At 68.6% G+C, this 22,484-nt stretch carries 23 protein-coding genes; 16 read left to right on the top strand and 7 right to left on the bottom strand.

What is annotated here, in order from left to right; all coding sequences use genetic code 11:
* Positions 1-85: 85 nt before the first annotated feature.
* From radA to ASF71_RS08920, 3 genes are all read right to left on the bottom strand, one after another.
* Positions 86-1,441 (bottom strand): DNA repair protein RadA, encoded by a 1,356-nt coding sequence (gene radA / locus ASF71_RS08930; protein WP_056298206.1) that lies wholly within the window; start codon positions 1,439-1,441, stop codon positions 86-88.
* Positions 1,434-1,736, bottom strand: coding sequence for a DUF2087 domain-containing protein (locus ASF71_RS08925; protein ID WP_056298204.1), 303 nt, complete (start codon positions 1,734-1,736; stop codon positions 1,434-1,436). The genes radA and ASF71_RS08925 overlap by 8 nt, the downstream gene beginning before the upstream one ends.
* Positions 1,737-1,866: 130 nt before the next feature.
* Positions 1,867-3,639, bottom strand: a complete 1,773-nt coding sequence (locus ASF71_RS08920) for a DEAD/DEAH box RNA helicase (RefSeq protein WP_056298201.1) — start codon at positions 3,637-3,639, stop codon at positions 1,867-1,869.
* 532 nt (positions 3,640-4,171) lie between these two features.
* Here ASF71_RS08920 and rpsB point away from each other — a divergent pair.
* From rpsB to ASF71_RS08875, 9 genes are all read left to right on the top strand, one after another.
* Complete coding sequence (rpsB, locus tag ASF71_RS08915; RefSeq protein ID WP_056298198.1) at positions 4,172-4,966, top strand: 30S ribosomal protein S2; 795 nt, start codon at positions 4,172-4,174, stop codon at positions 4,964-4,966.
* A gap of 115 nt (positions 4,967-5,081) precedes the next feature.
* On the top strand, positions 5,082-5,885 hold the full coding sequence (gene tsf / locus ASF71_RS08910) for a translation elongation factor Ts (RefSeq protein ID WP_056298195.1): 804 nt from the start codon (positions 5,082-5,084) through the stop codon (positions 5,883-5,885).
* Between the two features lie 114 nt (positions 5,886-5,999).
* Positions 6,000-6,707 carry a UMP kinase gene (pyrH, locus tag ASF71_RS08905; protein WP_056298192.1) on the top strand — a complete coding sequence of 236 codons (708 nt, stop codon included), beginning with the start codon at positions 6,000-6,002 and terminating at the stop codon, positions 6,705-6,707.
* Positions 6,708-6,809: 102 nt separating this feature from the next.
* Positions 6,810-7,361 (top strand): ribosome recycling factor, encoded by a 552-nt coding sequence (frr, locus tag ASF71_RS08900; protein WP_056298188.1) that lies wholly within the window; start codon positions 6,810-6,812, stop codon positions 7,359-7,361.
* A 97-nt stretch (positions 7,362-7,458) separates the two neighbouring features.
* A complete protein-coding gene (locus ASF71_RS08895) occupies positions 7,459-8,289 on the top strand; it encodes a phosphatidate cytidylyltransferase (protein WP_056298186.1) in 831 nt (276 codons plus the stop codon).
* Positions 8,290-8,353: 64 nt separating this feature from the next.
* Entirely contained in the window at positions 8,354-9,070 is a 717-nt protein-coding gene (locus ASF71_RS08890; RefSeq protein WP_156372681.1) for a hypothetical protein, read from the top strand.
* A 151-nt stretch (positions 9,071-9,221) separates the two neighbouring features.
* Positions 9,222-10,391, top strand: coding sequence for a 1-deoxy-D-xylulose-5-phosphate reductoisomerase (gene dxr, locus ASF71_RS08885; protein WP_056298179.1), 1,170 nt, complete (start codon positions 9,222-9,224; stop codon positions 10,389-10,391).
* Positions 10,388-11,521 (top strand): RIP metalloprotease, encoded by a 1,134-nt coding sequence (locus tag ASF71_RS08880; protein WP_056298176.1) that lies wholly within the window; start codon positions 10,388-10,390, stop codon positions 11,519-11,521. Before dxr ends, ASF71_RS08880 begins: the two co-directional genes overlap by 4 nt.
* A gap of 85 nt (positions 11,522-11,606) precedes the next feature.
* Positions 11,607-12,554 (top strand): hypothetical protein, encoded by a 948-nt coding sequence (locus ASF71_RS08875; RefSeq protein ID WP_056298173.1) that lies wholly within the window; start codon positions 11,607-11,609, stop codon positions 12,552-12,554.
* Here ASF71_RS08875 and ASF71_RS08870 read toward each other — a convergent pair.
* Together ASF71_RS08870 and ASF71_RS08865 are read right to left on the bottom strand one after the other, a co-directional pair.
* Positions 12,551-12,982: an inorganic pyrophosphatase gene (locus ASF71_RS08870; protein ID WP_369814981.1), complete on the bottom strand. Its 432-nt coding sequence runs from the start codon at positions 12,980-12,982 to the stop codon at positions 12,551-12,553. The two genes, ASF71_RS08875 and ASF71_RS08870, sit on opposite strands and share 4 nt — an antisense overlap.
* A gap of 23 nt (positions 12,983-13,005) precedes the next feature.
* On the bottom strand, positions 13,006-13,377 hold the full coding sequence (locus ASF71_RS08865) for a hypothetical protein (protein WP_056298167.1): 372 nt from the start codon (positions 13,375-13,377) through the stop codon (positions 13,006-13,008).
* 61 nt (positions 13,378-13,438) lie between these two features.
* On the opposite strand from ASF71_RS08865, the gene ASF71_RS08860 reads away from it, so the two are divergent.
* The 4 genes from ASF71_RS08860 to ASF71_RS08845 all read left to right on the top strand — a co-directional run bounded on the left by ASF71_RS08860 (position 13,439) and on the right by ASF71_RS08845 (position 16,712).
* On the top strand, positions 13,439-14,029 hold the full coding sequence (locus ASF71_RS08860) for an NADPH-dependent FMN reductase (RefSeq protein ID WP_056298164.1): 591 nt from the start codon (positions 13,439-13,441) through the stop codon (positions 14,027-14,029).
* Entirely contained in the window at positions 14,026-14,790 is a 765-nt protein-coding gene (locus ASF71_RS08855) for an RluA family pseudouridine synthase (protein WP_056298160.1), read from the top strand. The genes ASF71_RS08860 and ASF71_RS08855 overlap by 4 nt, the downstream gene beginning before the upstream one ends.
* A gap of 80 nt (positions 14,791-14,870) precedes the next feature.
* Entirely contained in the window at positions 14,871-16,139 is a 1,269-nt protein-coding gene (locus ASF71_RS08850; protein ID WP_056298156.1) for an MFS transporter, read from the top strand.
* An 81-nt stretch (positions 16,140-16,220) separates the two neighbouring features.
* On the top strand, positions 16,221-16,712 hold the full coding sequence (locus ASF71_RS08845; RefSeq protein ID WP_056298153.1) for a pyridoxamine 5'-phosphate oxidase family protein: 492 nt from the start codon (positions 16,221-16,223) through the stop codon (positions 16,710-16,712).
* A 116-nt stretch (positions 16,713-16,828) separates the two neighbouring features.
* Here ASF71_RS08845 and murA read toward each other — a convergent pair whose 3' ends face one another.
* Positions 16,829-18,142 (bottom strand): UDP-N-acetylglucosamine 1-carboxyvinyltransferase, encoded by a 1,314-nt coding sequence (murA, locus tag ASF71_RS08840; protein ID WP_056298148.1) that lies wholly within the window; start codon positions 18,140-18,142, stop codon positions 16,829-16,831.
* A 300-nt stretch (positions 18,143-18,442) separates the two neighbouring features.
* Between murA and ASF71_RS08835 the strand changes: the two genes are divergently transcribed.
* Positions 18,443-18,667, top strand: a complete 225-nt coding sequence (locus tag ASF71_RS08835; RefSeq protein WP_014685265.1) for a hypothetical protein — start codon at positions 18,443-18,445, stop codon at positions 18,665-18,667.
* 28 nt (positions 18,668-18,695) lie between these two features.
* Here ASF71_RS08835 and ASF71_RS08830 read toward each other — a convergent pair whose 3' ends face one another.
* Positions 18,696-19,637: a C40 family peptidase gene (locus ASF71_RS08830; RefSeq protein WP_056298145.1), complete on the bottom strand. Its 942-nt coding sequence runs from the start codon at positions 19,635-19,637 to the stop codon at positions 18,696-18,698.
* Between the two features lie 256 nt (positions 19,638-19,893).
* On the opposite strand from ASF71_RS08830, the gene ASF71_RS08825 reads away from it, so the two are divergent.
* Both ASF71_RS08825 and ASF71_RS08820 read left to right on the top strand, forming a co-directional pair.
* Positions 19,894-21,231 (top strand): MFS transporter, encoded by a 1,338-nt coding sequence (locus ASF71_RS08825; RefSeq protein ID WP_235514260.1) that lies wholly within the window; start codon positions 19,894-19,896, stop codon positions 21,229-21,231.
* 77 nt (positions 21,232-21,308) lie between these two features.
* Entirely contained in the window at positions 21,309-22,475 is a 1,167-nt protein-coding gene (locus tag ASF71_RS08820) for a heparan-alpha-glucosaminide N-acetyltransferase domain-containing protein (RefSeq protein ID WP_056298142.1), read from the top strand.
* The last annotated feature ends 9 nt before the right edge of the window (positions 22,476-22,484 follow it).

Below are 22,484 nucleotides of genomic sequence, written 5' to 3'. Positions count from 1 at the left end.
AATGCAGGCCCGGACTCCGGATCGGCCCGGGCCACGCTTTTCTGCCGGCCCGACCGGCTCTGGTTTCTGTAGACCCAGCTCCGGGCTAGGCCCGAGCCTGTCCCGCGGCCTGCCAGACCACACCCACCGCTTCTTCCACACTGCGGATCCCCGGTTGGCCGTCCAGGCCCGGCGGCACAATCAGGCGGCTGTAGCCGGCGCGGCGGGCCTCCTCGGCGCGGCGCAGGGCCGACTGCGCCTGCCGGACCTCACCCGCCAGCCCAACCTCGCCGAAGGTCACGACTGTCTCGGGCAGCGCGCGGCCCACTACCGCCGAGTACACGGCGAGCGCGACCGCGAGGTCCAGCCCCGGATCGGCCACCTTCAGGCCGCCCGCGAGGTTCACGTAGATGTCCAAGCCGCCCAAAGTCAGGTCCAGGCGGCGCTCCAACACGGCCAGCACCACGTCCACACGCCGGGGGTCCAACCCCACGACCACACGGCGGGCATTGGGGTAGGGCGTCTTGGAGGCCAGCGCCTGCACCTCCAGAAGCATGGGCCGCTGTCCATCGATGGTCGCGGCGACCACGCTACCGGGAACACCCACCGGGCGCTCGGCCAGAAAGGCGGCCGACGGGTTTTCGACGGCGATCAGGCCTTCGCCGCGCATCTCGAAGACGCCGAGTTCGCCCGCCTGCCCGAATCGGTTTTTCACCGACCGCAGCAGCCGGAACGACCCCACTGTCTCCAGAAAGACCGTCGTATCCACGATGTGCTCCATCACCTTCGGGCCGGCGACAGTCCCGTCCTTGGTGACGTGCCCCACCAGCACCGTCGGCGTGCCCGTCTCCTTGGCGGCGCGGGTCAGCATCGACGTTCCGTCGCGCACCTGCGCCACGCCTCCCGGCGCTCCCTCACCCTCGACCGTCACGGTCTGGATGGAGTCCACGATGCATAGCGCAGGCTTGTGCTCGGCCATCAGGGCGGCGATGTGCTCGGCCCGCGTGTCCCGCGTGAGCTGAACGTCCGCCGTGACTCCCAGGCGGTCGGCCCGCAGCCGGATCTGCTCGAGCGATTCCTCGCCCGCTACATACAGCACGCTGCCGGACCGGGCCACCCGGTCGGCGACCTGCAGCAGCAGCGTACTCTTGCCGATGCCCGGCTCGCCGCCGATGAGGGTGACGCCGCCCGCCACTAGGCCGCCGCCCAGCACTCGGTCGAGTTCGGGGATCCCCGACGAGGTCCGCGGTTCCTCACGCCGCCCGACGGCCGAAAGGGCCGTGAGCTTGCCGCCCGACACACCCCCGTAACCGCCCAGGCCGCCGCGCCCCTTGCCGGTGGCGATGGTCGGCACTTCCTCCTCGAAGGAATTCCACGCCTGGCAGCTCGGGCAACGCCCCAGCGGCTTGGCCGACGCGTAGCCGCAGCTCGTGCAGACGTAGCGCGTGACGCTTTTAGCCACGCGGCTCCGCGTCGGGGGCCGCCACACCGGGACGCCCGTCGGCCCGCCAGTAGGTCTGGCCGTCGGTGGCGAGGTAGTCGCCCTCGACGAGTTCGGGAATCAGGATGGAGGGATCTTCGAGGGTGGTGTGCGTGGCCAGGAGACGGTCGACCTCCGGGCGCCCATACGACACGCCCGACTCGAACAAGCCGCGCAGGTGGTGCAAGATGGCCTGCTGCTGCACTACGCGGCGGTCGCTGGGCCAGTTGGTAATACGGCCACGTTCATCCTGAAAATCGGTAATGCTTTTCGTCATTCGGTTATGTTACCGGGTTGCGGCTGGACAAACCGTGCGCCGCGCCGGTACAGCGAAAAACCCCCGCCCGGTGGGGGCAGGGGCCTGCCCTCTCCCTGGGGGAGAAGGCCGCGCGGTCTTTAAGGAAGCCTCAGCGGCCGCTGGGCACGAACTCGCGGTCAGCGAAGTCCTCGCGCGAACGGCTCTGGCTCTGGCCGCCGCCGTCACGGCTCCAGCGACCCTGGCCGCCGCGGTCGTTGCCGCCACGTCCGGCGTAGCCGCCGCCCTGGCCACGGTTGCCGCCGCCGCGGTATCCACCTTCGTCGCGGTTACTGCGGTTGCCACCGTTGTAGCTGCCTTCACGGCGCTCACGGGTGGGGGCCTCGAACAGTTCGGGCAGTTCCTGCGCGACTTCCACCTGGATATCGCCTTCGAGGGGGTTGGCCGCGAGCAGCTTCTCGACGTACTCGCTGGGCACGTCGGCCACCGTGCCGCCGCGCCACTGGCGCACCTTGCCCAGACGGCGGGTGTCGAGGTCGCTGCCGCGTGCCAGGACGGCCACGGTACGGGGCACGCTGAGGCGCTCGCCGTGCAGGATCAGGGTGGTCAGGCCTTCTTCGCCGCTCAGCAGGCTGGCAGCCTTGGCCGGCTCGGTCACGCCGCTGATCTTGGCCAGGGCGCGGGTCAGGGCTTCGAGACCCAGTTCACCGAAGAGACGCTCGGCTTCTTCCTGGAACCCCTGGGCCGCGCCGCTGTCCACACGGCGAACCAGATCGGCGCTCGAACGGGCGCTCGCCGAGGCGACTTCCTTGGGGGTCGGCAGGGGACGCTCAATAAAGCGCACGCCCGTGATGCGTTCCAGGCCCGACATTTCGCGGCCGTCGCGGTCGCCGTACATGATGATCGCGGTGCCGGTGCGCCCGGCGCGGCCGGTACGGCCCGAACGGTGCACGTAGCTCTCGGGGTCCTGGGGCAGGTGGTACTGCACTACGAGGTCGACCTCGGGGATGTCCAGACCGCGCGCCGCCACGTCGGTGGCCACGAGCACGCCCACGCGTCCGCTGCGGAAAGCGCCGAGCGCCCGCTCACGCTGCGTCTGGGCCAGGTCGCCGTGCAGCGCCTCGCTCTCAATGCCGCGGTGGATCAGTTCGTTTGCCAGTTCATCGGCTTCGCGCTTGGTGCGGGTGAAGACGATGGCCTTCTCGGGGCTGTAGACGGTCAGCAGGTCGGCAAGCACGCGGGTACGGCTGCGGCCCACCTTCACCTTGAGGTGCTCGACGGTCTGGGCTGCCTGGCTCTTGCCTTCGCCGACCATGTCCACCTTAAGGGGGTCACGCAGGTACTTGCGCGACAGGCGGTTGATGTCGCCGTTGAGGGTCGCGCTGAACAGCATGGTCTGGCGGCTTTCGGGCGTCTTCTCGAGGATGGTCTCGATGGCGTCGGCGAAGCCCACGCTCAGCATCTCGTCGGCCTCGTCGAGCACGGCGTAGCGCACGGCGCTCAGGTCGAGGTTGCCGCGCTCCAGGTGGTCAATCAGGCGGCCGGGGGTACCCACGACCACGTCCACGCCGCGGCGCAGGGCATTTTCCTGCGGAGCGTAGCTCGCGCCGCCGTAGACGGTCACGGTGGTCAGGTCCAGACCCGACTTGGCGAACTCTTCGGCGACCTGCTTGGCGAGCTCACGGGTCGGGGCGACCACGATGGCGCGCGGCAGACGCGAACGCTCACGGCTGGGCTCCAGGTTCTGGATGATGGGCAGGGCGAAGGCCAGCGTCTTGCCTGTCCCGGTGCGGGCGCGGCCGATCAGGTCGCGGCCCTGCAAGGTATGAGGCAGGCTTTCGGCCTGGATGGGGCTGGCTTCGGTGATACCGCGTTCGGCGAGGCGCGCCGCGAGTTCGGGCGCGATCAGTTGATCAAAGTTCATTTGTGGTCCTTTCGGGAAAGCTCCCCAGGTGGTCCAGTGACCAGAACAAGACCCACAAACGCCCTTCGCGACCAACCTCGTCGAACCACTCAGGCAACCCTAGGTATCCATGTTCTCGGCAACCGCCCGTCCCTGATAGGAGGGGTGCTCTCCAGCCGGGGGGTATCTCCTCCCGGCGCACGAATGAACACTCTACACGCCGGAGACATAAAAAGCAAGCCCAGCCCGACCTACAGGGTACGAGGCGTGGGCCTAGCAGCGCCCGAACGGGCCTGAGCAGGCGGATCACGGTTGTGTGCTCCGCAGATTACTGCACGCCTGGGCACAGTGGCCGCCCGGCGCCGCGCGGCCCCCACCACGTGAGGGTTTCCAGAAGGTCTCTCACCTGATAACATCTCTTTTTGGGTGCCCCCATGATCCCTGCCGCAGCGTGTCCGGGCGTCGCGCGCGGCCTGGCCCCCAAGGCGTCTTCCTGACGCCGGGCTGGCATGAGGACGGCAAACTTTTCCCACTGCAACGCCCAGGAGTATCAATGTCGTACATCAGCATGAAGCAGTTGCTCGAAGCCGGCGTGCACTTCGGCCATGAAACCAAGCGTTGGAACCCCAAGTTCAAGCGATTCATCTTCGCCGAGCGCAACGGCATCTTCATCATCGACCTGCAGAAGACCCTCAAGCAGGTCGACCGCAGCTTCGACTACATCAAGGACCTCGCCGAGCGCGGCGGCGTCATCCTGTTCGTTGGCACCAAGAAGCAGGCGCAGGAAATCGTGGAACTCGAGGCCCGCCGCACCGGCATGCCCTTCGTGACCAGCCGCTGGCTGGGCGGCATGCTCACCAACTTCCGCACCATGCGCACCCGCATCGACCGCCTCAACGAACTCGACGACATGTTCGAGTCGGGCCGCATCAACGACCGCCCCAAAGCGGAGCGTGTGGAGCTGGGCACCGAGCGCGAGCGTCTGCTGCGTTTCGTGGGCGGCATCCGCAAGATGACCCGCCTGCCCGACGCGATCTTCGTGGTGGACCCCACCAAGGAAGTCATCGCCGTGCAGGAAGCCAACAAGCTCGGAATTCCCGTCATCGCCCTGGCCGATACCGACTCGGACCCCGATGTCATCGACTACATCGTGCCCGGCAACGACGACGCTATCCGCAGCATCCAGCTCATCACGCACCGCATCGGTGACCTGCTGGTCGAGGCGCGCGGCGGCGGCGAAGACGTGAGCGGCGAGCGTGTCGAAGGCGGCACCGCCGAGATCGCGGGTGCCGAGCAGGCCGAGAACGGCGAAGAAGCCGTCCTCACCACCACGCAGGGCCGCAGCTAAGACCCGCCACCTGGAGGGCGCGGGTCTCCCCCATCTCGCGGGGAAGCGGGCCGCGCCCTTCTTGCTGAGCGCCTCACCACCCCAAACCCTCATTTCTTTTCTGGAGGTACCCACCATGATGGAATCGATCAAGAAACTGCGCGAACTGACCGGCGCGGGCATGATGGACGTGAAAAAGGCCCTGTCTGACGCGGGCAACGACGAAGACAAGGCGATTGCCCTGCTGCGCGAACGCGGCATCGTGAAGGCCGCCAAGAAGAGCGACCGCGAAGCCCGTGAAGGCCTCGTGCGCTTCGTCGTGAGCGGCAACAAGGCCGCCATGGTCGAAGTGAACAGTGAGACCGACTTTGTGGCCCGCAACAGCGACTTCCAGGCCCTGGTCGAGAAGCTGGCCCAGACGGCCCTCCAGGCCGGCACCAGCGACATCGAGGAGTTCAAGAACTTCTCGCTGGACGGCGATACCGTGGGCACCACCGTGGCCGCCGCCGCGGGCAAGATCGGCGAAAATCTGGTCCTGAACCGCGTGGCCTTTATCGAAGCGGGCGAAGGCGAGCAGCTCGCCGGCTACGTGCACAGCAACGGCAAGATCGGCGTGCTCGTGGACGTGGCAGGCGGCACCGAAGCGCACGCCAAGGACGTGGCCCTGCATGTGGCCGCCGAGCGCCCTCAGTACCTCAGCCGCAACGAAGTGAACGGCGAGGACATCGAGAAGGAGCGCGAGATCCTCACCAACAAGGCGCTCAACGAGGGCAAGCCCCAGCAGATCGTCGAGAAGATCGTCAGCGGTCAGATCGGCAAGTTCTACCAGGACAAGGTGCTGCCCGAGCAGAACTTCGTCAAGGACAACAGCATGACGGTGGCGCAGTACCTGGGCGACGCGAGCATCAAGCGTTTCGTCCGTTTCGAAATCGGCTCGTAAGAAAGTCGGGGCGGCGTATTCGCCCCTGTTTTCCGGGCCGCCAGGAGTTCCACACCCCAGCGGCCCCTGCGGCTGCCGGGGGTTTTCTTTTTTCTCTTTCCAAGCGAGGTATCCATGTTCAAACGCGTTCTTCTCAAGCTGTCCGGTGAATTTCTGGCGGGAGCCTCCGGCTTCGGCATCAGTCCCGAGGAGGCCAGCGCCCTGTCCCGCCGAATCGTCACCGCACTTGAGGGCACGGACGTGGAACTCGCCGTGGTCATCGGGGGCGGCAACCTGTGGCGCGGCGCGCGCAACGGTGAGGGGATGGACCCGGCGACCGCCGACTACATCGGCATGTTGGGCACCGTCATGAATGCGATGGCGCTGCAAGACGCCATGGAGTCGGCCGGGCGCCCCACCCGCGTCATGACCGCCATCCAGATGCACGCGGTCGCCGAACCATACATCCGCCGCCGCGCCATCCGGCACCTGGAAAAGGGCCGCGTAGTAATTCTGGGCGGGGGCAACGGCGCGCCCTTCTTCACGACCGACACCACGAGCACCCTTCGCGCCCTGGAACTCGGGGCCGATGTCGTCTTGATGGCCAAGAACAAGGTGGACGGCGTGTACGACAGTGACCCCCGCAAGAATCCCGACGCCAAGCTGCTGCGCGAACTGACCCACCGGGAAGTCGTCGAACGCCGCCTGGAGGTCATGGACGCTACCGCCCTGACCCTGTGCATGGACCGTGGCCTGCCGATCGTGGTGTTCGATCTGTTCCAGGAAGGCAATCTCGAACGCCTGTTCCGGGGCGAGCGGGTCGGCACGCTCATCCAGAGCTGAGCCGCCTCCCGTGGCCCGCAGCTCCGGGCAGATGACCTTACAGCTGCGGGCTGCGCACGGCACGCTAAACTTCCGCAACATTCCCCTCAAGGAGACCCGCACATGGCAGACATGAAAAGCATTCAGGCCGACGCCCGCGACCGCATGGGCAAGGCCATCGAGTCGCTGGAAAACAACCTTTCCGTGCTGCGCACGGGCCGCGCCAACCCCGGCATCCTGAAAAAGGTGCTCGTGGACTACTACGGCTCGACGGTGCCGATCGACCAGGTGGCAAGCATCTCCACCCCCGACGCCCGCACGCTGGTCATCACGCCGTGGGACCGCGGCGCGCTGGCGCCCATCGAGCGCGCCATTCGCGACAGCGACCTGGGCCTGAACCCCAACAATAAGGGCGACACCATCTTCATCTCGCTGCCGATGCTGACCGAGGAGCGCCGCAAGGACCTCGTGAAGAACGCCAAGAACTACTCCGAGGACGCGCGGGTGGCAATCCGCAACATCCGTAAGCAGACGCTCGACGAGGTCAAGAAGGTCGAGGGTATCGGTGACGACGAGATCAAGCGCGGCGAGGCCGACGTGCAGAAGATCACCGACGAGTACGTGGCGCGGGTGGACAGCACCTTCCAGAAGAAGGAGCAGGAAATCTTAGGGTGAGGCCCTGGTGCCCGGCCCAGGGCGTGCAGACGGTGGGTCCTGGGTGCCCGGCCCAGCGCCCGCCGCCCCCCTGTGCCCGTAGAGCAGCGGAGGCCGCATGGAGTCGCTGAGCAGCCGCGTCCTGACCTCGGTGGTCGGGTTCGCGGCGCTGAGTCTGGTCGTATGGATCGGGTGGTGGGCCATGCTGCCCGCCCTCATCGTCGTATCGGTGATGTGCCTGTACGAATACGTGCGGATGCTCGACAAGAACGACATCGACGTGCGGCGCATCTCGGTGATGCTGTTCGGGGCGGCGATCATCGTAGCGAGTCTGCCGATGTGGCCACAGGCCCCCTGGGCGGGCGGCTCGTGGCGCGAGGCAGTGCTGACCATCGCGGTCGGAGCCCTGCTGGTACTGGAGGTCATCCGACCCGGTGAGCGGCCGCTCGAACGGCTGGTCTACAGCGTGTTCGGGCTGCTCTACATTCCCTGGCTGCTGGGGTACTTCCTGATGCTGCGCTACGCCCCGGACGCCGAGCGCGGGCTGCTGTATTTCGCGTTGCCGCTGATGGCGACCTTCGCGGCCGACATCGGGGGCTTTTTTGCTGGGCACTACTTCGGGCGGCGTAAGCTGGCCCCCGAGGTCAGCCCCGGCAAGACAGTCGAGGGCGCGGTGGGTGGACTGCTGTTCAGTTTCGTCATCGTGCTCGTGATGACCTCGCTGGCGCACATCTGGTCGCCGCTCGAAGCCTTCCTGTATTCGGTGTTGGTGGTCAGCGCCTCGCAGCTGGGCGACCTCTCCGAGAGCCTGATCAAGAGGGCGCTGCGCGTCAAGGACAGTGGCAGCAGCCTGCCGGGGCACGGCGGGTTCCTCGACCGCATCGACAGCCTGCTGTTCGCGGTGCCGGCCACCTACCTCTTCCTGAAGATCAGCATTCTGGTGAACTGAGGGGGAGCGGGCCGCGCAGACAAATGCGGCAACAGGCCGCGGGCCGCCGCTTTAGGCTCTTCTTGTGAAACGCCTGCTACTGCCCGCCTGCCTCTTGGTCGCCTGTGGAAATACGGCGCCCCGGCCCTCCACCGAATCGCCGCAGGAGACCCCACGGCAGTTGACCTATGGCGAGGCCCTGGACCTGTTGCCCTTCCGCGTCTTCAGCTCGGGCCGTGACCCTCTGACGCCTGGAACACCCCTGAACTCCATCGCCGGAGTGGGCAGCGTGACCCCACAAGAAGTGGTGGAGACGCTGAAACTTGCGGGGATCGTCCTCAGCCCCGATCAGGTCCGGGTGGTGGGTGTGCCCGCCGTCCCGCCGGCACTCCCATCCGGCAGCCCGGTTCACGCGGCGCTCGTGGCCCCCGGAACGGGAAGAAGCGGCGCTCCCTATCAGGTCACCGTGCAACTGACCAACGTCACGGCCCAGACGCTGAATGGCAAGTATGGTGAAGCGGCCCTGGACGCCGTCATCGAGGACAGCTCCGGAAAAGCTGTGTTCTGGGCCACGCCCGGGCTTGTCCATGCCGTCGCCTACAACCTCGACTGTCCCCCCCTTGGGACCTGTGATCAGGAATTGAAGCTGAACTTCGACCTCAACCGGTTTCAGCCCAGATTTCCTCTGAAACCGGGGGACTACACCCTCAAGGTCTTCGTGACGGGACTGACGTTTTCCAAGGAATACGCTCAGGACCTGAGGTTCCAACTGCCTCCGCAGAAGCTGACCCTGCTGCCCTGACTAGCCGGAGGCCGGTCTCTGCATCCGTGAACTTCAGGGGCCGTGAGGTGGGAAGCGGCCAACTCTGTAAACCGGGCCGCTTTACCCGGTCTCCCTATCTTCCGAAGCCTCCGCTTTTCCCATTTGCCTCTTGCCCTTACCATGTAGGCCGATGAAGTTGACGGTTCTGGGCAGCACGGGAAGCATCGGCACGCAGACGCTGGATGTGGCGCGCGAACGCGGCTGGGCGGTGGGCACGCTCGCCGCAGGGCGCAATCTGGAGCGGCTGGCCGCGCAGGTCCGGGAGTTCCGGCCGGAGGTCGTCAGCGTGGACGCCTCCGTCTACAGCCAAGCCCGCGACCTGCTGGGGACCAGCGCGCGGGTGGTTGCCGATGCCGACGAGGCCGCTGCTCAGTCCGCCGACGTGGTGGTCAATGCCATGAGCGGCCTGATCGGGCTGTCGCCCACCCGGCGGGCGCTGGAGGCGGGCCGCGCGGTCGCCCTGGCGACCAAAGAGGCGATGGTCACGGCCGCCCACCTCATGTGGGAGGCAGCTGCGGTCGGTGGCGGGCGCGTGGTGCCGGTGGACTCGGAGCATACCGGCGTGTACCAGTGCCTGACCGGCGAGGACATGGCCGACGTGGCCGAGGTGATCCTGACCGCCTCGGGCGGCCCTTTCCGCGATGGCCCCGCCGACCTGAGCGGCGTGACGCCCGAGCAGGCCCTCAAGCACCCCTCATGGAGCATGGGGCCGAAGGTCACCATCGATAGCGCCACGCTCATGAACAAGGGTCTGGAGGTCATGGAGTGCGCCAGCCTGTACGGCCTGCCCCTGTCGCAGGTGGGCGTGGTTGTGCACCCGCAGAGCCTCGTACACACGGCGGTGCGCTTCCGCGACGGCAGTCTCAAGGCGCAGTTCGGGCCGACCGATATGCGGCTGCCCATCGCCTACGCCGTCGACGCGGCCCCGAGCGGGATGCAGCGCCCCGGCGACGTGCGCGGCGCGCGCCGGGGCGGTGAGGTCGGCGGTCACCTGGGCTGGCCGCTGCGCGGCGAGTGGCAGTTCCGCGACCCCGACCCGGTGCGCTTTCCGTGTCTCGCGCTCGCCTACCGCGCGGGCGAGATGGGAGGCCTGGCACCCGTGGCCCTGAACGCCGCCGACGAGGTGGCGGTCGAGGCCTTCCTGGCGGGCCAGATCGGCTTTCTGGACATTCCCCGGCTGCTTGAGCGTGTCCTTGACGACACGCCGGCCGGCCACCTGACCTGGGACAGCCTGACCTCAACCGATGCCTGGGCACGGACACGCTCGCGCGAGTTGGTCCGGGCCGGGGTGCGGACATGAACGTGGTGCAGGGCATCGCGGCGGCCCTTACACCTCTGGGGCTGCTGTGGACCGTGCTCATCATCGGTCTGGCGACCTTTCTGCACGAGCTGGCCCACTACGCCCTGGCACGCTGGCAGGGCGTGGCGGTCAAGTCGTTCAGCGTCGGCATGGGGCCAGTGCTGTTCAGGCGCGACTGGCGCGGCACCGAGTGGCGGCTCTCGCTGCTGCCCATCGGCGGGTATGTCGAGATCGACGGTATGGCCCCGGTCGAAGACGGTCAGAACGCGCAGGGCCAGCCGGTCTACCGCCACCCGACCCACGGCTTCGCCCGTCTGGGCGCCTGGGGCAAGGTGGCCGTGCTGCTCGCCGGGCCGCTCATGAACCTGCTGCTGGCGATAGCGCTGATGACCGTCACCTTCACGGCCCAGGGCGTCCCGGCCCCCGACCGCGTGCGGATCGAGAGCGTGCAGACCGGGTCACGGGCAGCGGCGCTGGGCCTGCAGGCCGGCGACGTGGTAACCGCCATCGACGGGCAGGACATTCCCGACACGGTGACCATCGGCGGCGCGGCGGCCCCCGGCTGGGAAAGCCTGCGCGACAGTCTGGGCCGCGCCGGGCAGCGCACCTTCACCGTCGAGCGCGGCGGCCAGACCCGCACGGTGGCCTTCGACTGGCAGCCCACGGTCGGCGGCCAGCGGCAACTGCTGGGCATCCGTTACGGGCCGGACGTGCAGCCCACCAGCGTGCCGGCGGCGGTGGGCACGGCCCTGACCACCACAGTTCAGGCCGTACCGCAGGTGCTGCGCGCCTTCGGGAACCTGTTCGCGCGGCTGTTCACGCTCAACCTCGCCTCCGACGAGAACGTCAGTGGGCCCATCGGCACGGCGCAGATCGTGAGTCAGGCGGCGGCCACCAGCCCATGGGCCCTCGTGCAGGTCGGCGTGCTGCTCAACCTCTCGCTGGCCTTCTTCAACCTCCTGCCGATTCCGGGCCTGGACGGTGGGCGCATCCTGCTCGTGCTGTTCGGGGCGCTGCGGGGCCGGCCGCTGACCTTCTCGCAGGAGCAGGCCGTGAACTTCGCGGGCTTCGCGTTCGTCATGACGCTGATGCTGTTCGTGGTCGTGCGCGACGTGGGCCGCTTCTTCTGAACCGCTTTCGGTCGGCCAGCACCGGCGGACGGCTCCGGCGCCAACCCTGACCGGCCGCCCACATTCCCGAGGTCTGATCGAATCTATGGCACGTCCCCGGCTCTTTTTCCGCCCTGCTCTCGCGGTTTTCCTGCTGGGCGCCCCCCTGCTCGCCGGCTGCGCCCCCGAGCTGCTGCGCACCACCCAGGCGCCGGCCCTCGACACCACCGGCCCGGTGCCCGACGTGCTCGTGGTCGCGGTGTCGGGACGCTGCGGCCCTCCCTGCCAGGCGCCCTACGACAACTGGGACTACCTCTCGGCGCGCGGGACCCTCGACGCGGTGGCGCAGGTCATGACGGCCCAGGGCCTGCGGACCGAGGTGGCCGGCTACGCCAGCGGCGCCCCCCTGACCTGGACCTCGCGCAAGGCACCGGGGCAGCAGCGCGGCTACGCGGCCCTGCTGCGTGACATGACGGCCGTTCAGGCGGCGTGGTTCAGCCCCGAGAGCCGCGCGGCGGGGGTACAGCCCCCCCGACTGGTGCTGCTCGGGCACTCGCAGGGCTCGGTGTGGCTGCACCACTTTTCCCAGACGCATCCCGAGCTGCCGGTCGCCCTCCAGATCGACCTTGACGGCATCTGCATCGCCTGGAATCTCGACCACGGCCCCGAGCTCGCCGCCACCGGGCTCGACCGCCCCGGCGCGCCGCGCGCTGCCGACGCCTGCGACCTGCTCCGGGTCGCCGGGCGACAGGTGCGCGGCAAGGACCTCGTGTGGAACCACGTAGAGCGCGACCTGGAGGTGCAGAGCAAACGGCTGCCCTCCCGCCTGAGCGCGGGCGGCGGCCTGCTCGTCAACTACCTGTTCGAGCTGACCCCGAACATCCGGCCCGACGGCTCCTCAGCCGGGATCGAGCGCTTCGTGTCGGCGCGCGAGGACCACAGCGCCGTGTCGTTTCCCGGCAGCGACGCAATGGGCTGGGTGTTGCGGCGCACGGCCGCCATCGCCTCCTCCTGGAAGGCAACGGGCCTGGACCAGACGCCTGCTGCGCCCTAACTCTCCAGCTGTTCCAGGGACGCCAACCACGCCCAGGCCTCGGCCGCGCCGAGCAGCCGCGCGCCGCGTTCAGGCGGAAACCAGGCAAGCAGGGCCGCTGTCCCCAGCCCGTCTGGCCCAGAGCCGTCTACCCGGCCGAAGACGACCTTATGGTCTCCGTCGGCGAGGGACAACAGACCCGTCGGCACGGCGCGCAGGCGGGTGCCGGCCGGCAGCGGCTCGCCCAACCACACGGCGTCCACCTCGGCGGCGTCGGCCGGGTTGTGGGTGCCGGGCAGGCAGCCGTAGTTCACAGGTGCAGGCCAGGGCTCCTGGCGGTAGGGTTCCAGCCTGTCGCCGCGCCAGATCAGGCGGTCACGGGTGCCGGCCGTCCACTCGACGACGCCCTCCACGGCTCCCGGCTCTCCGGGCCCCTCCTGTAAGGGCACAGTCTGTACGGGCGCGGTCACGGTCACGGCTGCACCTCGTACAGCTCAACCTGCCGCAGCAGCGTGCCGCCGAAGCTCAGGGTGGCGCGGTAGGCGCCCGGTTCGGGGGCGTCGAAGCGGAAGGTCGCCTCGCGGCCCGAGGCGTCGAGATACACGCTGTCGGTGCCCAGGGGACGGGCGTCGTCGTACCACGTCACGCCGAGATACCCCGGTTCGAACTCGCCCTCGACGACCGCCCGCAGCACGAGCGCCTGACCGTCGCGCACGAGCGCCGCGTTCGTCACCCGCGCCGGCAGCGAGAACTCGACCGGGCGGGGAATGACCGGTACGAGGTTGTAGCGGCAACCCCCCAGCAGGGGCAGCAGCAGCAAAGCCATCAGGGCGGGGCGGCGCATGGGCGACAGTGTAGGGCAGCCGGCCGTGACGCGGCCCGGCCGATGCTCTAGCCTGCGCGGCATGAAGTTCACGGTCCTCTCGACCAGCCTCGACCCCGAAAGCCGCAGCGCGTGGCTGGCGGAGCTCGCGGCCGCGCAGCTCGGAGCGCTGGGGCACGAGATCACGCACCTCGACCTGCGCGCCGATCCCCTGCCCCCCTTCGACAACGTGCAGGGGGCGGCGGGCTGCTACAGCCACCCGGCCTCCGCGCGCTATCACGCGGCGATTGCCGGGGCCGACGGGATCTTCCTGGCTGCGCCGGTCTACAACTGGGGGCTGGGCTCGGGGGCCAAGGCGCTCGTCGAGCTGACCGGCAGCAGCGATGAGGGACGCGGCCTGCACGGCGCGTGGTTCGACCAGCCAGTCACGTTCCTGATCTCCGGCGGGCTGGACCACGGGTACCTGAGCCACGGGGCCTTTGCCCTGGGCCTCATGGTGGATTTTCGCTGCGTGGTCAACCCGCATTTCGTCTACGCCACCTCGGCCCACTGGGACGCGCCGGGCGTGCCGGGCGAGTGGCTCGCCGCGCGGCTGTCGCAGACCGTCGAGCGCGGCGCAGACCTCTCGGCGCGGCTGCGTGGCCGCAGCTACCGCAGCGTGTGGGAACTGTGACCACCCCGGCCCCGGCGCGCGCGCCCCTGCTGCCCCCGACCGAGAAGCCGCGCGTGGTCGTCGAACACCCCGACTTCTACGTGATCCACAAGCCGGCGCTGTGGTTGACCCACCCGGTCCGCGCGCGGGTGGACGTGCCCGACATCCTCACCTTCATGCAGCGCGAGACGGGCGAGCCGGACCTCGCGCCGCCCCACCGCCTCGACCGCGAGACGAGCGGTACCCAGCTCCTGACCCGCGACGCCGACGCCGCTCGCCGGTTTTTCACGCTGTTCAAGACCCATCTGGTCGGCAAGACCTATCTCGCGCTCGTCCACGGCACACCGGAGTGGGAAGCGCGGACACTGGACGCGCCGCTGGGCGACCTGGGGCTGGGGGGCGCGAACCGCGTCGCCATCCGGCAGGCGGTCGTGCCGGATGGCCGGGCCGCCGTGACTGATTTCCGGGTGGTGGAACGCCGCGCCGGGCACGCACTGATCCGGGCGTATCCGCGTTCGGGGCGGCTGCACCAGATCCGCGCCCATCTCGCGCACCTGGGCCTGCCGATGGTCGGCGACAAGATCTACGGCCGCGACCCACAGGCCTTCCTCGACTTCATGGAACACGGTCAGACACCGGAGCTGACGGTGCGGCTGGGCCTGGCCCGGCAGGCCCTGCACGCCGCGCGCATCGCCTTTCCGTGGGACGGCGGGCAGGTTGCGGTGTCGGTGCCGCTCGCCCCGGACCTCCAGGCCTACTGGGACGCCCTCGACCCGTCCTGAGCCGCAACGGCACCGCCGCCTCTGGACAGACAGGGGCCGACATGAAGCCTTCCTGAAGCCCAGGCCTATACTCCGCGTACATGTCCACCGCTGCCGCGCCGCCGCTCAACCCCTGGGTTCTCTCCGCCTTCTGGTTCGGCAGCGCCTTTCACTGGCTGGTCCTGCTCCTGATCCTGATGCCCGCCAACGTGGTGACCTTCGTCGGCGAGACGCAGAAAGGCACCTACCTGGGCGCCCTGGCCGCCCTGGGGGCAGTCATCGCCCTGATCCTGCCGCCGCTGGTCGGGGCACACAGCGACCGCCACGGCAAGCGGCTGCCCTACCTGCGTCTGGGCGTAGGCGTGAATCTCGCCGGGCTGGCGGTCATGGCGCTGGCGGTGTCGCTGCTGGGCGGGCTGGGCGGCTTCTGGGTCTACGTGCTCGGCTTTCTGCTCGTGCAGTTCGGCAACAACTATGCCACGGCGCCCTATTCGGCCCTGATTCCCCAGCTTGTGCCGGCGGCGCAGCGCGGGCGCTACAGCGGCGTCATGGCGATGCTTCAGGCGGTGGGACAACTGCTGGGAGCCGTTTCGGCCCTCGTCATCGGCGCGCTGCATCTACCGGTCTGGGCCTCGTTCGCGCTGGTGGCGACCGTGCTGCTCCTGCCGGCCCTCGTCACCCTGCGCGGCGTGCCCGAACCCGCCGAGGCGGCGCCGCTGGAGGACCGGGCCGCCGAGGCGGACGCTCCCCGGCTCTCGCTGCGCCAGCTCTTCGCCCACCAGCCCTTTCTGTGGGTATTCGTCACCCGGGTGCTGTTCGCGCTGGGGCAGTACAGTGTGCAGCCCTTCTTGCAGTACTACAACGCCGACGTCCTGGGCCAGCGCGACGCTGGGCAGGCGACAAGCATCATGCTCGCGTGCATCATCGTGGGCAGCATCGCCTCGGCGCTGGTGGGGGGACGAATCAGCGACCGGGTCGGGCGCAAACCGGTCATCTATGCGGCGGGCGGCATGATGGCAGGCGCCGCTCTGCTGCTGCTCGTGGCGCCGAACTTCGTGACTGCGCTGCTGCTCGCCCTGCTGTTCGGTCTGGGCTTCGGGGCGTTTACCAGTGTGGACTGGGCGCTGGGCAGCGACGCCATGCCCAGCCGCCGCAGCTACGCGCGCGACATGGGTGTGTGGCACGTGGCCTTCGTCGCCCCGCAGATGAGCAGTGCGCCGCAGGGAGCCCTCCTCGACTGGGGCAACGCGCGCGGCGGCAACCTGGGCTACACGCTGGTCTTCGGCATTGCAGCAGTGTTTTTCATGCTCGGCGTGATCCTGGTGCGCAAGGTGCCTGAGCAGGCCCATGCCCCGGCGGCACAAACCTGACCCTTAGCCAATCTGACGGCAATCTTCAGACGGTAGCCGCGCCCGCAGATCACGGGCCGCCTTGCCGGTCATGCTCGCGCCATGAGCGAAGTGACGCACGGAGAAGCCGTCAAGACGATGGGCAAGATCATCAAAGACGTGAAGTTTGCCATGCTGACGACCCACACGGCCAATGGCGAGCTGTACTCGCGCCCAATGACCACGCAGGAAGTCGAGTTTGACGGTGACCTGTGGTTCATCGGGTCCAAGGACAGCGAAGCCGTGGCCGATATGCGCGATCGCCCGCAGGTCAACGTGAGCTTCTCGCACCCCGACAAGAACAACTATGTCAGCGTGAGCGGCACGGCCGAACTCGTTGAGGACCGGGCCAAGCTCGACGAGTTGTGGAGCGATTTCTACAAGGCCTACTTCGACGGCAAGGAAGATCCCAACATCCAGCTCATCAAGGTTCACGCCCAGGGCGGCGAGTTCTGGGAGAGCAGCGGTAAGCTCGTCTCCTTCTTCAAGATGGCCCAAAGCGCTGTCACCGGCGCCAAGCCCGAGATGGGCAAGAACGACACCGTCAAACTCTGAAGCAAAGGCTGGGCAGCTTAGCTGCTAACGAGAGAGGAGAGACCCGGAAATGGGCCTCTCCTCTCCCCTATGCTGGCCGGAGGGAAAACCTCCTCGGAAGTTACCCCCTGCCAGTCTCAGTCGGTCGCGACGGCGAGCTGGGGCAGCGCCACAGGCTCGGGCGTCAGGACCTGCTCAGGCTGCACGGCCCCGGCCCCAATACCCCGCAGGCGCTCGGCGAGGCGCTCGTAGCCCCGGTTGAGGTACTGCACGCCATCAATGATCGTCTCGCCCTCGGTCGTCAGGCCGGCGATGAACAGCGCCGCGCCCGCCCGCAGGTCGGCGGCCTTGACGGAGGCGGCGTGTAGAGGCGCCCCGTGGATGACCTGGGTGTAACCGTCCACCTCGATATGCGCGCCCATCCGCTGCAACTCAGCCACGTGGGTCAGGCGGTCGGGGTACACCGGATCCTGTACCACGCTTCTGCCCGGCACAGTAGCCAGCAGGGCGCTCATCTGCGGCTGCACGTCGGTGGGAAAGCCGGGATAGCTCAGGGTGATTACGTCTACCGGCTTCAGTTCACGGTCGCGGGCATCCACAATGAGCGTGTCGGCCCCTTCGGTCACGTCCACGCCCATCTCGCGCAGCTTCTCGCCGATGGCCGTCAGGTGGTCGGGGCGCACGTTCGTCAGGCGCAGGCGGCTGCGGGTCGCGGCGGCCAGGATCATGAAGGTGCCGGCCTCAATGCGGTCGGGAATCACCTTGTACTCGCCCCCGCGTAGCGCCGCCACGCCCCGGATGGTCAGGGTATGGGTGCCTGCGCCCTGGATATCGGCCCCGAGGCTGTTCAGGAACTCGATCATGTCCACCACGTCGGTGTCGATGCTGGCGTTGTCCAGCGTGACCACGCCGTCTCCCAGCACAGCCGCCAGCACGGCGTTGTGCGTGCCGCCCACGGTCAGCAGCTCGAAGGAGAACTGCCCGTTCAGGCTGCCGCTTCGCCGCGCGGCAAAATTGCCGTCGTCCTCGGTCAGCTCGGCGCCCAGAGCCCGCAGCGCCTTGACATGCTGATCCACCGGGCGGGGGCCCCAGGCGCAGCCCCCAGGCATACTGACCGTCGCCTCACCGGCACGGGCCAGGATGGGCCCCATCACGATGAAGCTCGCGCGCATCTTGCTGACCAGGGCGTAGGGAGCATCGGTGTGCACGATCTCGGGCGTATGCAGCAGCAGACTGTTGGGACCGGTCCAGGTATGACGGGTCCCAATGTGGTGCATCAGTTCCAGGATGGTGTACACGTCCGACAGACGGGGCACACCGTGCAACGTGACCGGCTCACTGCTCAGGAGGCTCGCCACGATAATCGGCAGAGCCGCGTTCTTGCTGTGCTGGACAGCGATATCGCCGCTCAGTTCGCGGCCTCCCTGGATGTGCAGTGGGGTTAGTTGCATGGCAGTGGATTCCTTTTCAGCGCGTGGAGCGGCGGCACGTGGCCCGCCGGAGAAGTCTCCAGGCCGTCTCGGCGCATGTTACACATGTTGCTCACGGTGTGTCTAGCGGTTCTGTCCCTCGCCGCTGCTGCGTGAGGAAGGTCTGAGCCTTTGGCCGGGCCAGCTCATGCAGAGATCAGCCTCACCGGCTTCCCCTATCCGGCGCAACGACACTCAGAGGCGCATCATGAGGCTGCGGCGTATATGACGTGCTAGGCTGCAAGTATAGAACAGCGTCGCCCCGGCGCGCGAGGAGCGGCTATGCCCAAGAAAGAACGCAAACGACTCCAGGTGGTCATCAGCGACGAGCAGGACGCGCTGCTGACCCGGACCGCCTACGAACTGTCGAGCCCGGAGCGCCTGATCAGCAAGAGCGAAGTGGTGCGGCTCGCCATCGAGAAGATCGCCCGTGAACTGGGCGAGGGCGCGCCGTTGGAGGACTACCGCGCCATCCTCGATACCGAGACGGTGAGCGACGAGGCCTGAGCAGGCCGGAGAGATAACGGCTGGGCGTTCAGGGCTGCGAAGCGGCCGCGCCCATGACCCGGCGGGCCCCCAGGTAACGGGGCGCCCAGTAGCGGTCGGCCTGGAACTGGTCGATAGCGACCCGGCCCTTGTAGCTGTTGGCATTGGCCATGGTGCCATCACCGAGATAGATGCCCACATGGGTCACGCGGCCCCGGCCTTCGGTATCGAAGAACAGGAGGTCGCCGGCCTGAAGGTCAGTCATCTCGACCGCCACCCCGGCGCGGGCCTGGTCGGCACTCTGGCGCGGCAGGCGCACGCCGAAAGGTCCGAAGACCTGAAGCACGAATCCGCTGCAGTCCAGCCCCGTGCGCGAGGTGCCGCCGTAGACGTAGGGCGTGCCCAGCAGCGCCAGCGCCGTCTCGCGCCAGCCGCCCGAGGTGGGCAGGGCCGCTAGGGGTGCGGAGGCGGTCAGCGGCGCGGGCGCGTCGGCCAGAGCAGAAGTCGGCGCGGCCAGGGTGACGGTGACATTGGAGGCCACCTGCGGCGCGGGCACAGGCGCGGCGGCCTGTACGGACTTGCCGGTGTTCGGCAGCGGCACGCGCAGGCTCTGGCCGATCTCGATGACGGCGCCTTCGCTCAGAGCGTTGGCGGCCATCAGCGCCGGCACCGTCACGCCGTAGCGCCGCGCGAGGCTGTAGAGCGTCTCTCCCGCCTGCACGCTGTGCGGAGGCGTTTCGCGCAGGATCAGGACCTGACCCACCCGCAGGGTGGGCCCCGGCAGACCGTTGAGGGCCAGGAAGGCGTCCACGTTCAGGCCGGCGCGGCGGCTAAGCGAATAGGCCGTGTCGCCCGGTTGGACCGTGACGGTTTCGCGTGCCGGGGAGGCTTGCAGGTCGTTGGGAGCCGTCTGCGCGCCCGCGACCGCACCCGACAACAGGGCGGCGCACAGCAGGGCACTCAGGGAACGGCGAAGAAAACATTCAGGCATGAGTCCATCACTCGCAGGGGCGGGGATCTGGGCTTGAACTGAAGTTCATTGAACGTTCAGGCATTCTTGACTCGCGCACCGTAACACACCCACCATTCGCTTGCCTAGTCCTCATGATGGCTTTCTGACGTGCAGGGCGGGTCAGTAAGAGCGGCTGACCCGCGCAGGACGGCTGGAGCCAGCCTCTACCCGGCTCTTCCCCTGATGAAATCTTCAGGATCGGCTCATGGCGCGCCGGCGGCCTATGCTGCCCGGCGTGTCAGGAAACTTTGGCGACTGGAGGTCGCGGACCTTCAGCTCGCTGCGCCACGCCGCCTACCGGCGGTACTGGGGGTCGCAGCTTCTCTCGCTGATCGGCTCGTGGATGCAGACCACCGCCCAGCAGTACCTCGTCCTCGAACTCTCAGGGGGCAGCAGCGCGGCGCTGGGCTGGGTCACGGTGACGCAGTTCATGCCCACGCTGCTCCTTGCGCTGTTCGCCGGCGCGGTGGTGGACCGCGTGCCCCGGCGCCGCATCCTGATGACAACCCAGATCGTGCTCCTCGCCTCGGCGGTGGTGCTGGCCGTGACCACGCAGCTCGGGACGGTCAGCCTGCCGCTGGTGATGGTGCTGGCGTTCGTGAGCGGCACCGCCAACGCCTTCGACATGCCGGCCCGCCAGAGTATGGTCGTGGACTTCGTGCCGCGCAGCGACGTGCCCAACGCGGTGGCGCTGAACAGCCTGTCGTTCAACGTGAGCCGCACCATCGGGCAGGCACTGTTCGGCGTGGTCGCGGCGCTGGGCGTGAGCACCCTGGCCGGGGGCGACGCCGACAACATCGCGCGGCTGGCCCTGCCCTTCTATCTCAACGTGGCGTCCTTTTTCGCCGTGCTGACCGTGCTGGCGACCCTTCCCTTTCCCGAGCGCGACGGGGGACCGCGCGGCAGCATGCTGGGCGACGTGCGCGAGGGCGTGCGTTACGTGCGCGGTACGCCAGCGGTCCGCAACGTGATGCTGCTCGTCGGGGCCCTGAGCCTGACGGTCATCAATTTCAACATCATCATTCCCTACTACGCCCGCGTGGTCTTCGCGGCGCGCGAGGCCCAGTTCGGCCTGGTCTCAGCGGCCTTCGGGGTCGGGGCCATCGCGGGCGCGCTGTGGCAGGCCAGCAAGCCCAACCCGCTGCGCAACCTGCGGCTGGGCGGCGTGATCCTGCTCATCAGCACCGTGGCGCTCGCCTTTACGCCCGGCCCGGCGCTAGCGGCGCCCGTGTTCGCCGTGTGCGGCTTCGGAATGCTCTCGCTGCTGGTCAGCGCCAACAGCACCGTGCAGCTCACGATTCCCGACCACCTGCGCGGCCGGGTGATGAGCCTGTACTCCTTCGTCCTGATCGGGATGGGGCCGCCCGGCGCCCTGATTTCCAGCCGCCTGATCGACCGCGCCGGCTGGCTGGGGCCACGCTGGGGCCTGGTGGCGCTGGCCGGGCTGGGCGCCGTAGCCCTGCTGCTGCTGTGGCGGCGGCTGCCGCGTGAACTGACCCCGCCGCCGGGAGCAGCAGCCACCGTCCCGGAGCGACCCGGACCGGGGGACCCGGAAGAGGTGCGCCCGGATTGACCTCCGGGCTCCGGGACCTGTCCGGAGCGGTCATTTATTTTCATGCTGGCCTTAGCGCCGCGCCCGAGCATCACGCCATGACCAGTGTGCCCGGTTCTCCCCTGCCCGTGGCCCGGCCGCCCGACGTGGTGGCCGCTGCTTCCAGTGCCGGTGCCCAGGCTGCCCGCGCGCCCCGGCTGACCGCTCTGGACGCCTGGCGCGGCCTGACGGTCCTGCTCATGCTGCTGGTGAACAACGTCTCGCTGGGCAACTCGACCCCGGCTCAGCTCGTGCACGCGGAGTTCGGGGGCCTCACGCTGACCGACTTGGTCTTTCCGTGGTTCCTGTTCTGCGCGGGGGCGGCCCTGCCCTTCTCGCACGCCGCCATGACGCGCGCGGGCGTGACCGGCGCGGCGCGGCTGCGGCGGCTGATGACCCGCGCCGCGCTGCTGTACCTCGTCGGCGCGTTCCTGACCAGCGTGACGCTGCACGCCTTCTCGCTGGGGCTGGGGGTGCTGCAGCTCATCGCGCTCGCCTCGCTGGGGGGCTCGCTGCTCGCGCCGCTGCGGGGACGCACGCAGGCAGGGGTGGCGGCCGCGCTGCTGCTGGCCTACGGCCTGTTTCTCACCTACGCACCGCACGGGGCGGGGGTGGGCCTCGTCGACGAGACGCACAACCCGGTGCAGGCGGTCAACGACGCGCTGCTCTCGCCCCTGGGCCTGCGCGGCCTGATCTCGGTCGTGCCGACCACGGCGCTGGTCCTGCTCGGCGCGCTGGCAGCTCGCCCCCTGCAACAGCGCTCGGCCCGCGCGTCCGGGATGCTGCTGGCACTGGGTACCCTGCTCGGGGTGGTCGGCTTCGGCTGGGCAGCGCTGGGCGGTCTGCCCTTCAGCAAAGCGCTGTGGACCCCGCCCTACGTGCTGTACAGCGCCGGGCTCGCCACGCTGGGCATTCTGGCCTTCTGGCTGCTGGCCGACTCGGGGCGCATGACCTGGGGCCAGCGGCTGCTCGCGCCGCTTACCATTCCGGGGCGCAACGCGCTGGCGGGTTACGTACTGCCCATCTTGTTCAAGGTCTGGGTGCTGCAGGAATGGACGGTCTCCTGGGCTGGGCAGGCGCAGCCGATGGGTACGGCGCTGCTCTCGATGGCCCGTGGGGCCTTCGGCGCCCTGGGCGGGGGCTGGGTGTACACCCTGGGCTACGTGCTGGCGGCGTGGCTGGGCCTCGCCTGGATGGCCCGCCGGGGCCTGATCTGGAAGCTCTGACCCGCCGAC

Origin of the sequence: Deinococcus sp. Leaf326 (assembly GCF_001424185.1) — a bacterium.
In the GTDB taxonomy this organism is placed as follows: Bacteria; Deinococcota; Deinococci; order Deinococcales; family Deinococcaceae; genus Deinococcus.
This window is presented reverse-complemented; position numbering and strand designations above follow the sequence as displayed.

Bases quoted from the DNA above. Each gene is read 5' to 3' on its own strand.
- ASF71_RS08925 (WP_056298204.1), bottom strand. From the start codon at position 1,736: ATGACGAAAAGCATTACCGATTTTCAGGATGAACGTGGCCGTATTACC.
- ASF71_RS08920 (WP_056298201.1), bottom strand. From the start codon at position 3,639: ATGAACTTTGATCAACTGATCGCGCCCGAACTCGCGGCGCGCCTCGCC.
- rpsB (WP_056298198.1), top strand. From the start codon at position 4,172: ATGTCGTACATCAGCATGAAGCAGTTGCTCGAAGCCGGCGTGCACTTC.
- tsf (WP_056298195.1), top strand. From the start codon at position 5,082: ATGATGGAATCGATCAAGAAACTGCGCGAACTGACCGGCGCGGGCATG.
- pyrH (WP_056298192.1), top strand. From the start codon at position 6,000: ATGTTCAAACGCGTTCTTCTCAAGCTGTCCGGTGAATTTCTGGCGGGA.
- frr (WP_056298188.1), top strand. From the start codon at position 6,810: ATGGCAGACATGAAAAGCATTCAGGCCGACGCCCGCGACCGCATGGGC.
- ASF71_RS08895 (WP_056298186.1), top strand. From the start codon at position 7,459: ATGGAGTCGCTGAGCAGCCGCGTCCTGACCTCGGTGGTCGGGTTCGCG.
- dxr (WP_056298179.1), top strand. From the start codon at position 9,222: ATGAAGTTGACGGTTCTGGGCAGCACGGGAAGCATCGGCACGCAGACG.
- ASF71_RS08880 (WP_056298176.1), top strand. From the start codon at position 10,388: ATGAACGTGGTGCAGGGCATCGCGGCGGCCCTTACACCTCTGGGGCTG.
- ASF71_RS08875 (WP_056298173.1), top strand. From the start codon at position 11,607: ATGGCACGTCCCCGGCTCTTTTTCCGCCCTGCTCTCGCGGTTTTCCTG.
- ASF71_RS08865 (WP_056298167.1), bottom strand. From the start codon at position 13,377: ATGCGCCGCCCCGCCCTGATGGCTTTGCTGCTGCTGCCCCTGCTGGGG.
- ASF71_RS08860 (WP_056298164.1), top strand. From the start codon at position 13,439: ATGAAGTTCACGGTCCTCTCGACCAGCCTCGACCCCGAAAGCCGCAGC.
- ASF71_RS08850 (WP_056298156.1), top strand. From the start codon at position 14,871: ATGTCCACCGCTGCCGCGCCGCCGCTCAACCCCTGGGTTCTCTCCGCC.
- ASF71_RS08845 (WP_056298153.1), top strand. From the start codon at position 16,221: ATGAGCGAAGTGACGCACGGAGAAGCCGTCAAGACGATGGGCAAGATC.
- murA (WP_056298148.1), bottom strand. From the start codon at position 18,142: ATGCAACTAACCCCACTGCACATCCAGGGAGGCCGCGAACTGAGCGGC.
- ASF71_RS08835 (WP_014685265.1), top strand. From the start codon at position 18,443: ATGCCCAAGAAAGAACGCAAACGACTCCAGGTGGTCATCAGCGACGAG.
- ASF71_RS08830 (WP_056298145.1), bottom strand. From the start codon at position 19,637: ATGCCTGAATGTTTTCTTCGCCGTTCCCTGAGTGCCCTGCTGTGCGCC.
- ASF71_RS08820 (WP_056298142.1), top strand. From the start codon at position 21,309: ATGACCAGTGTGCCCGGTTCTCCCCTGCCCGTGGCCCGGCCGCCCGAC.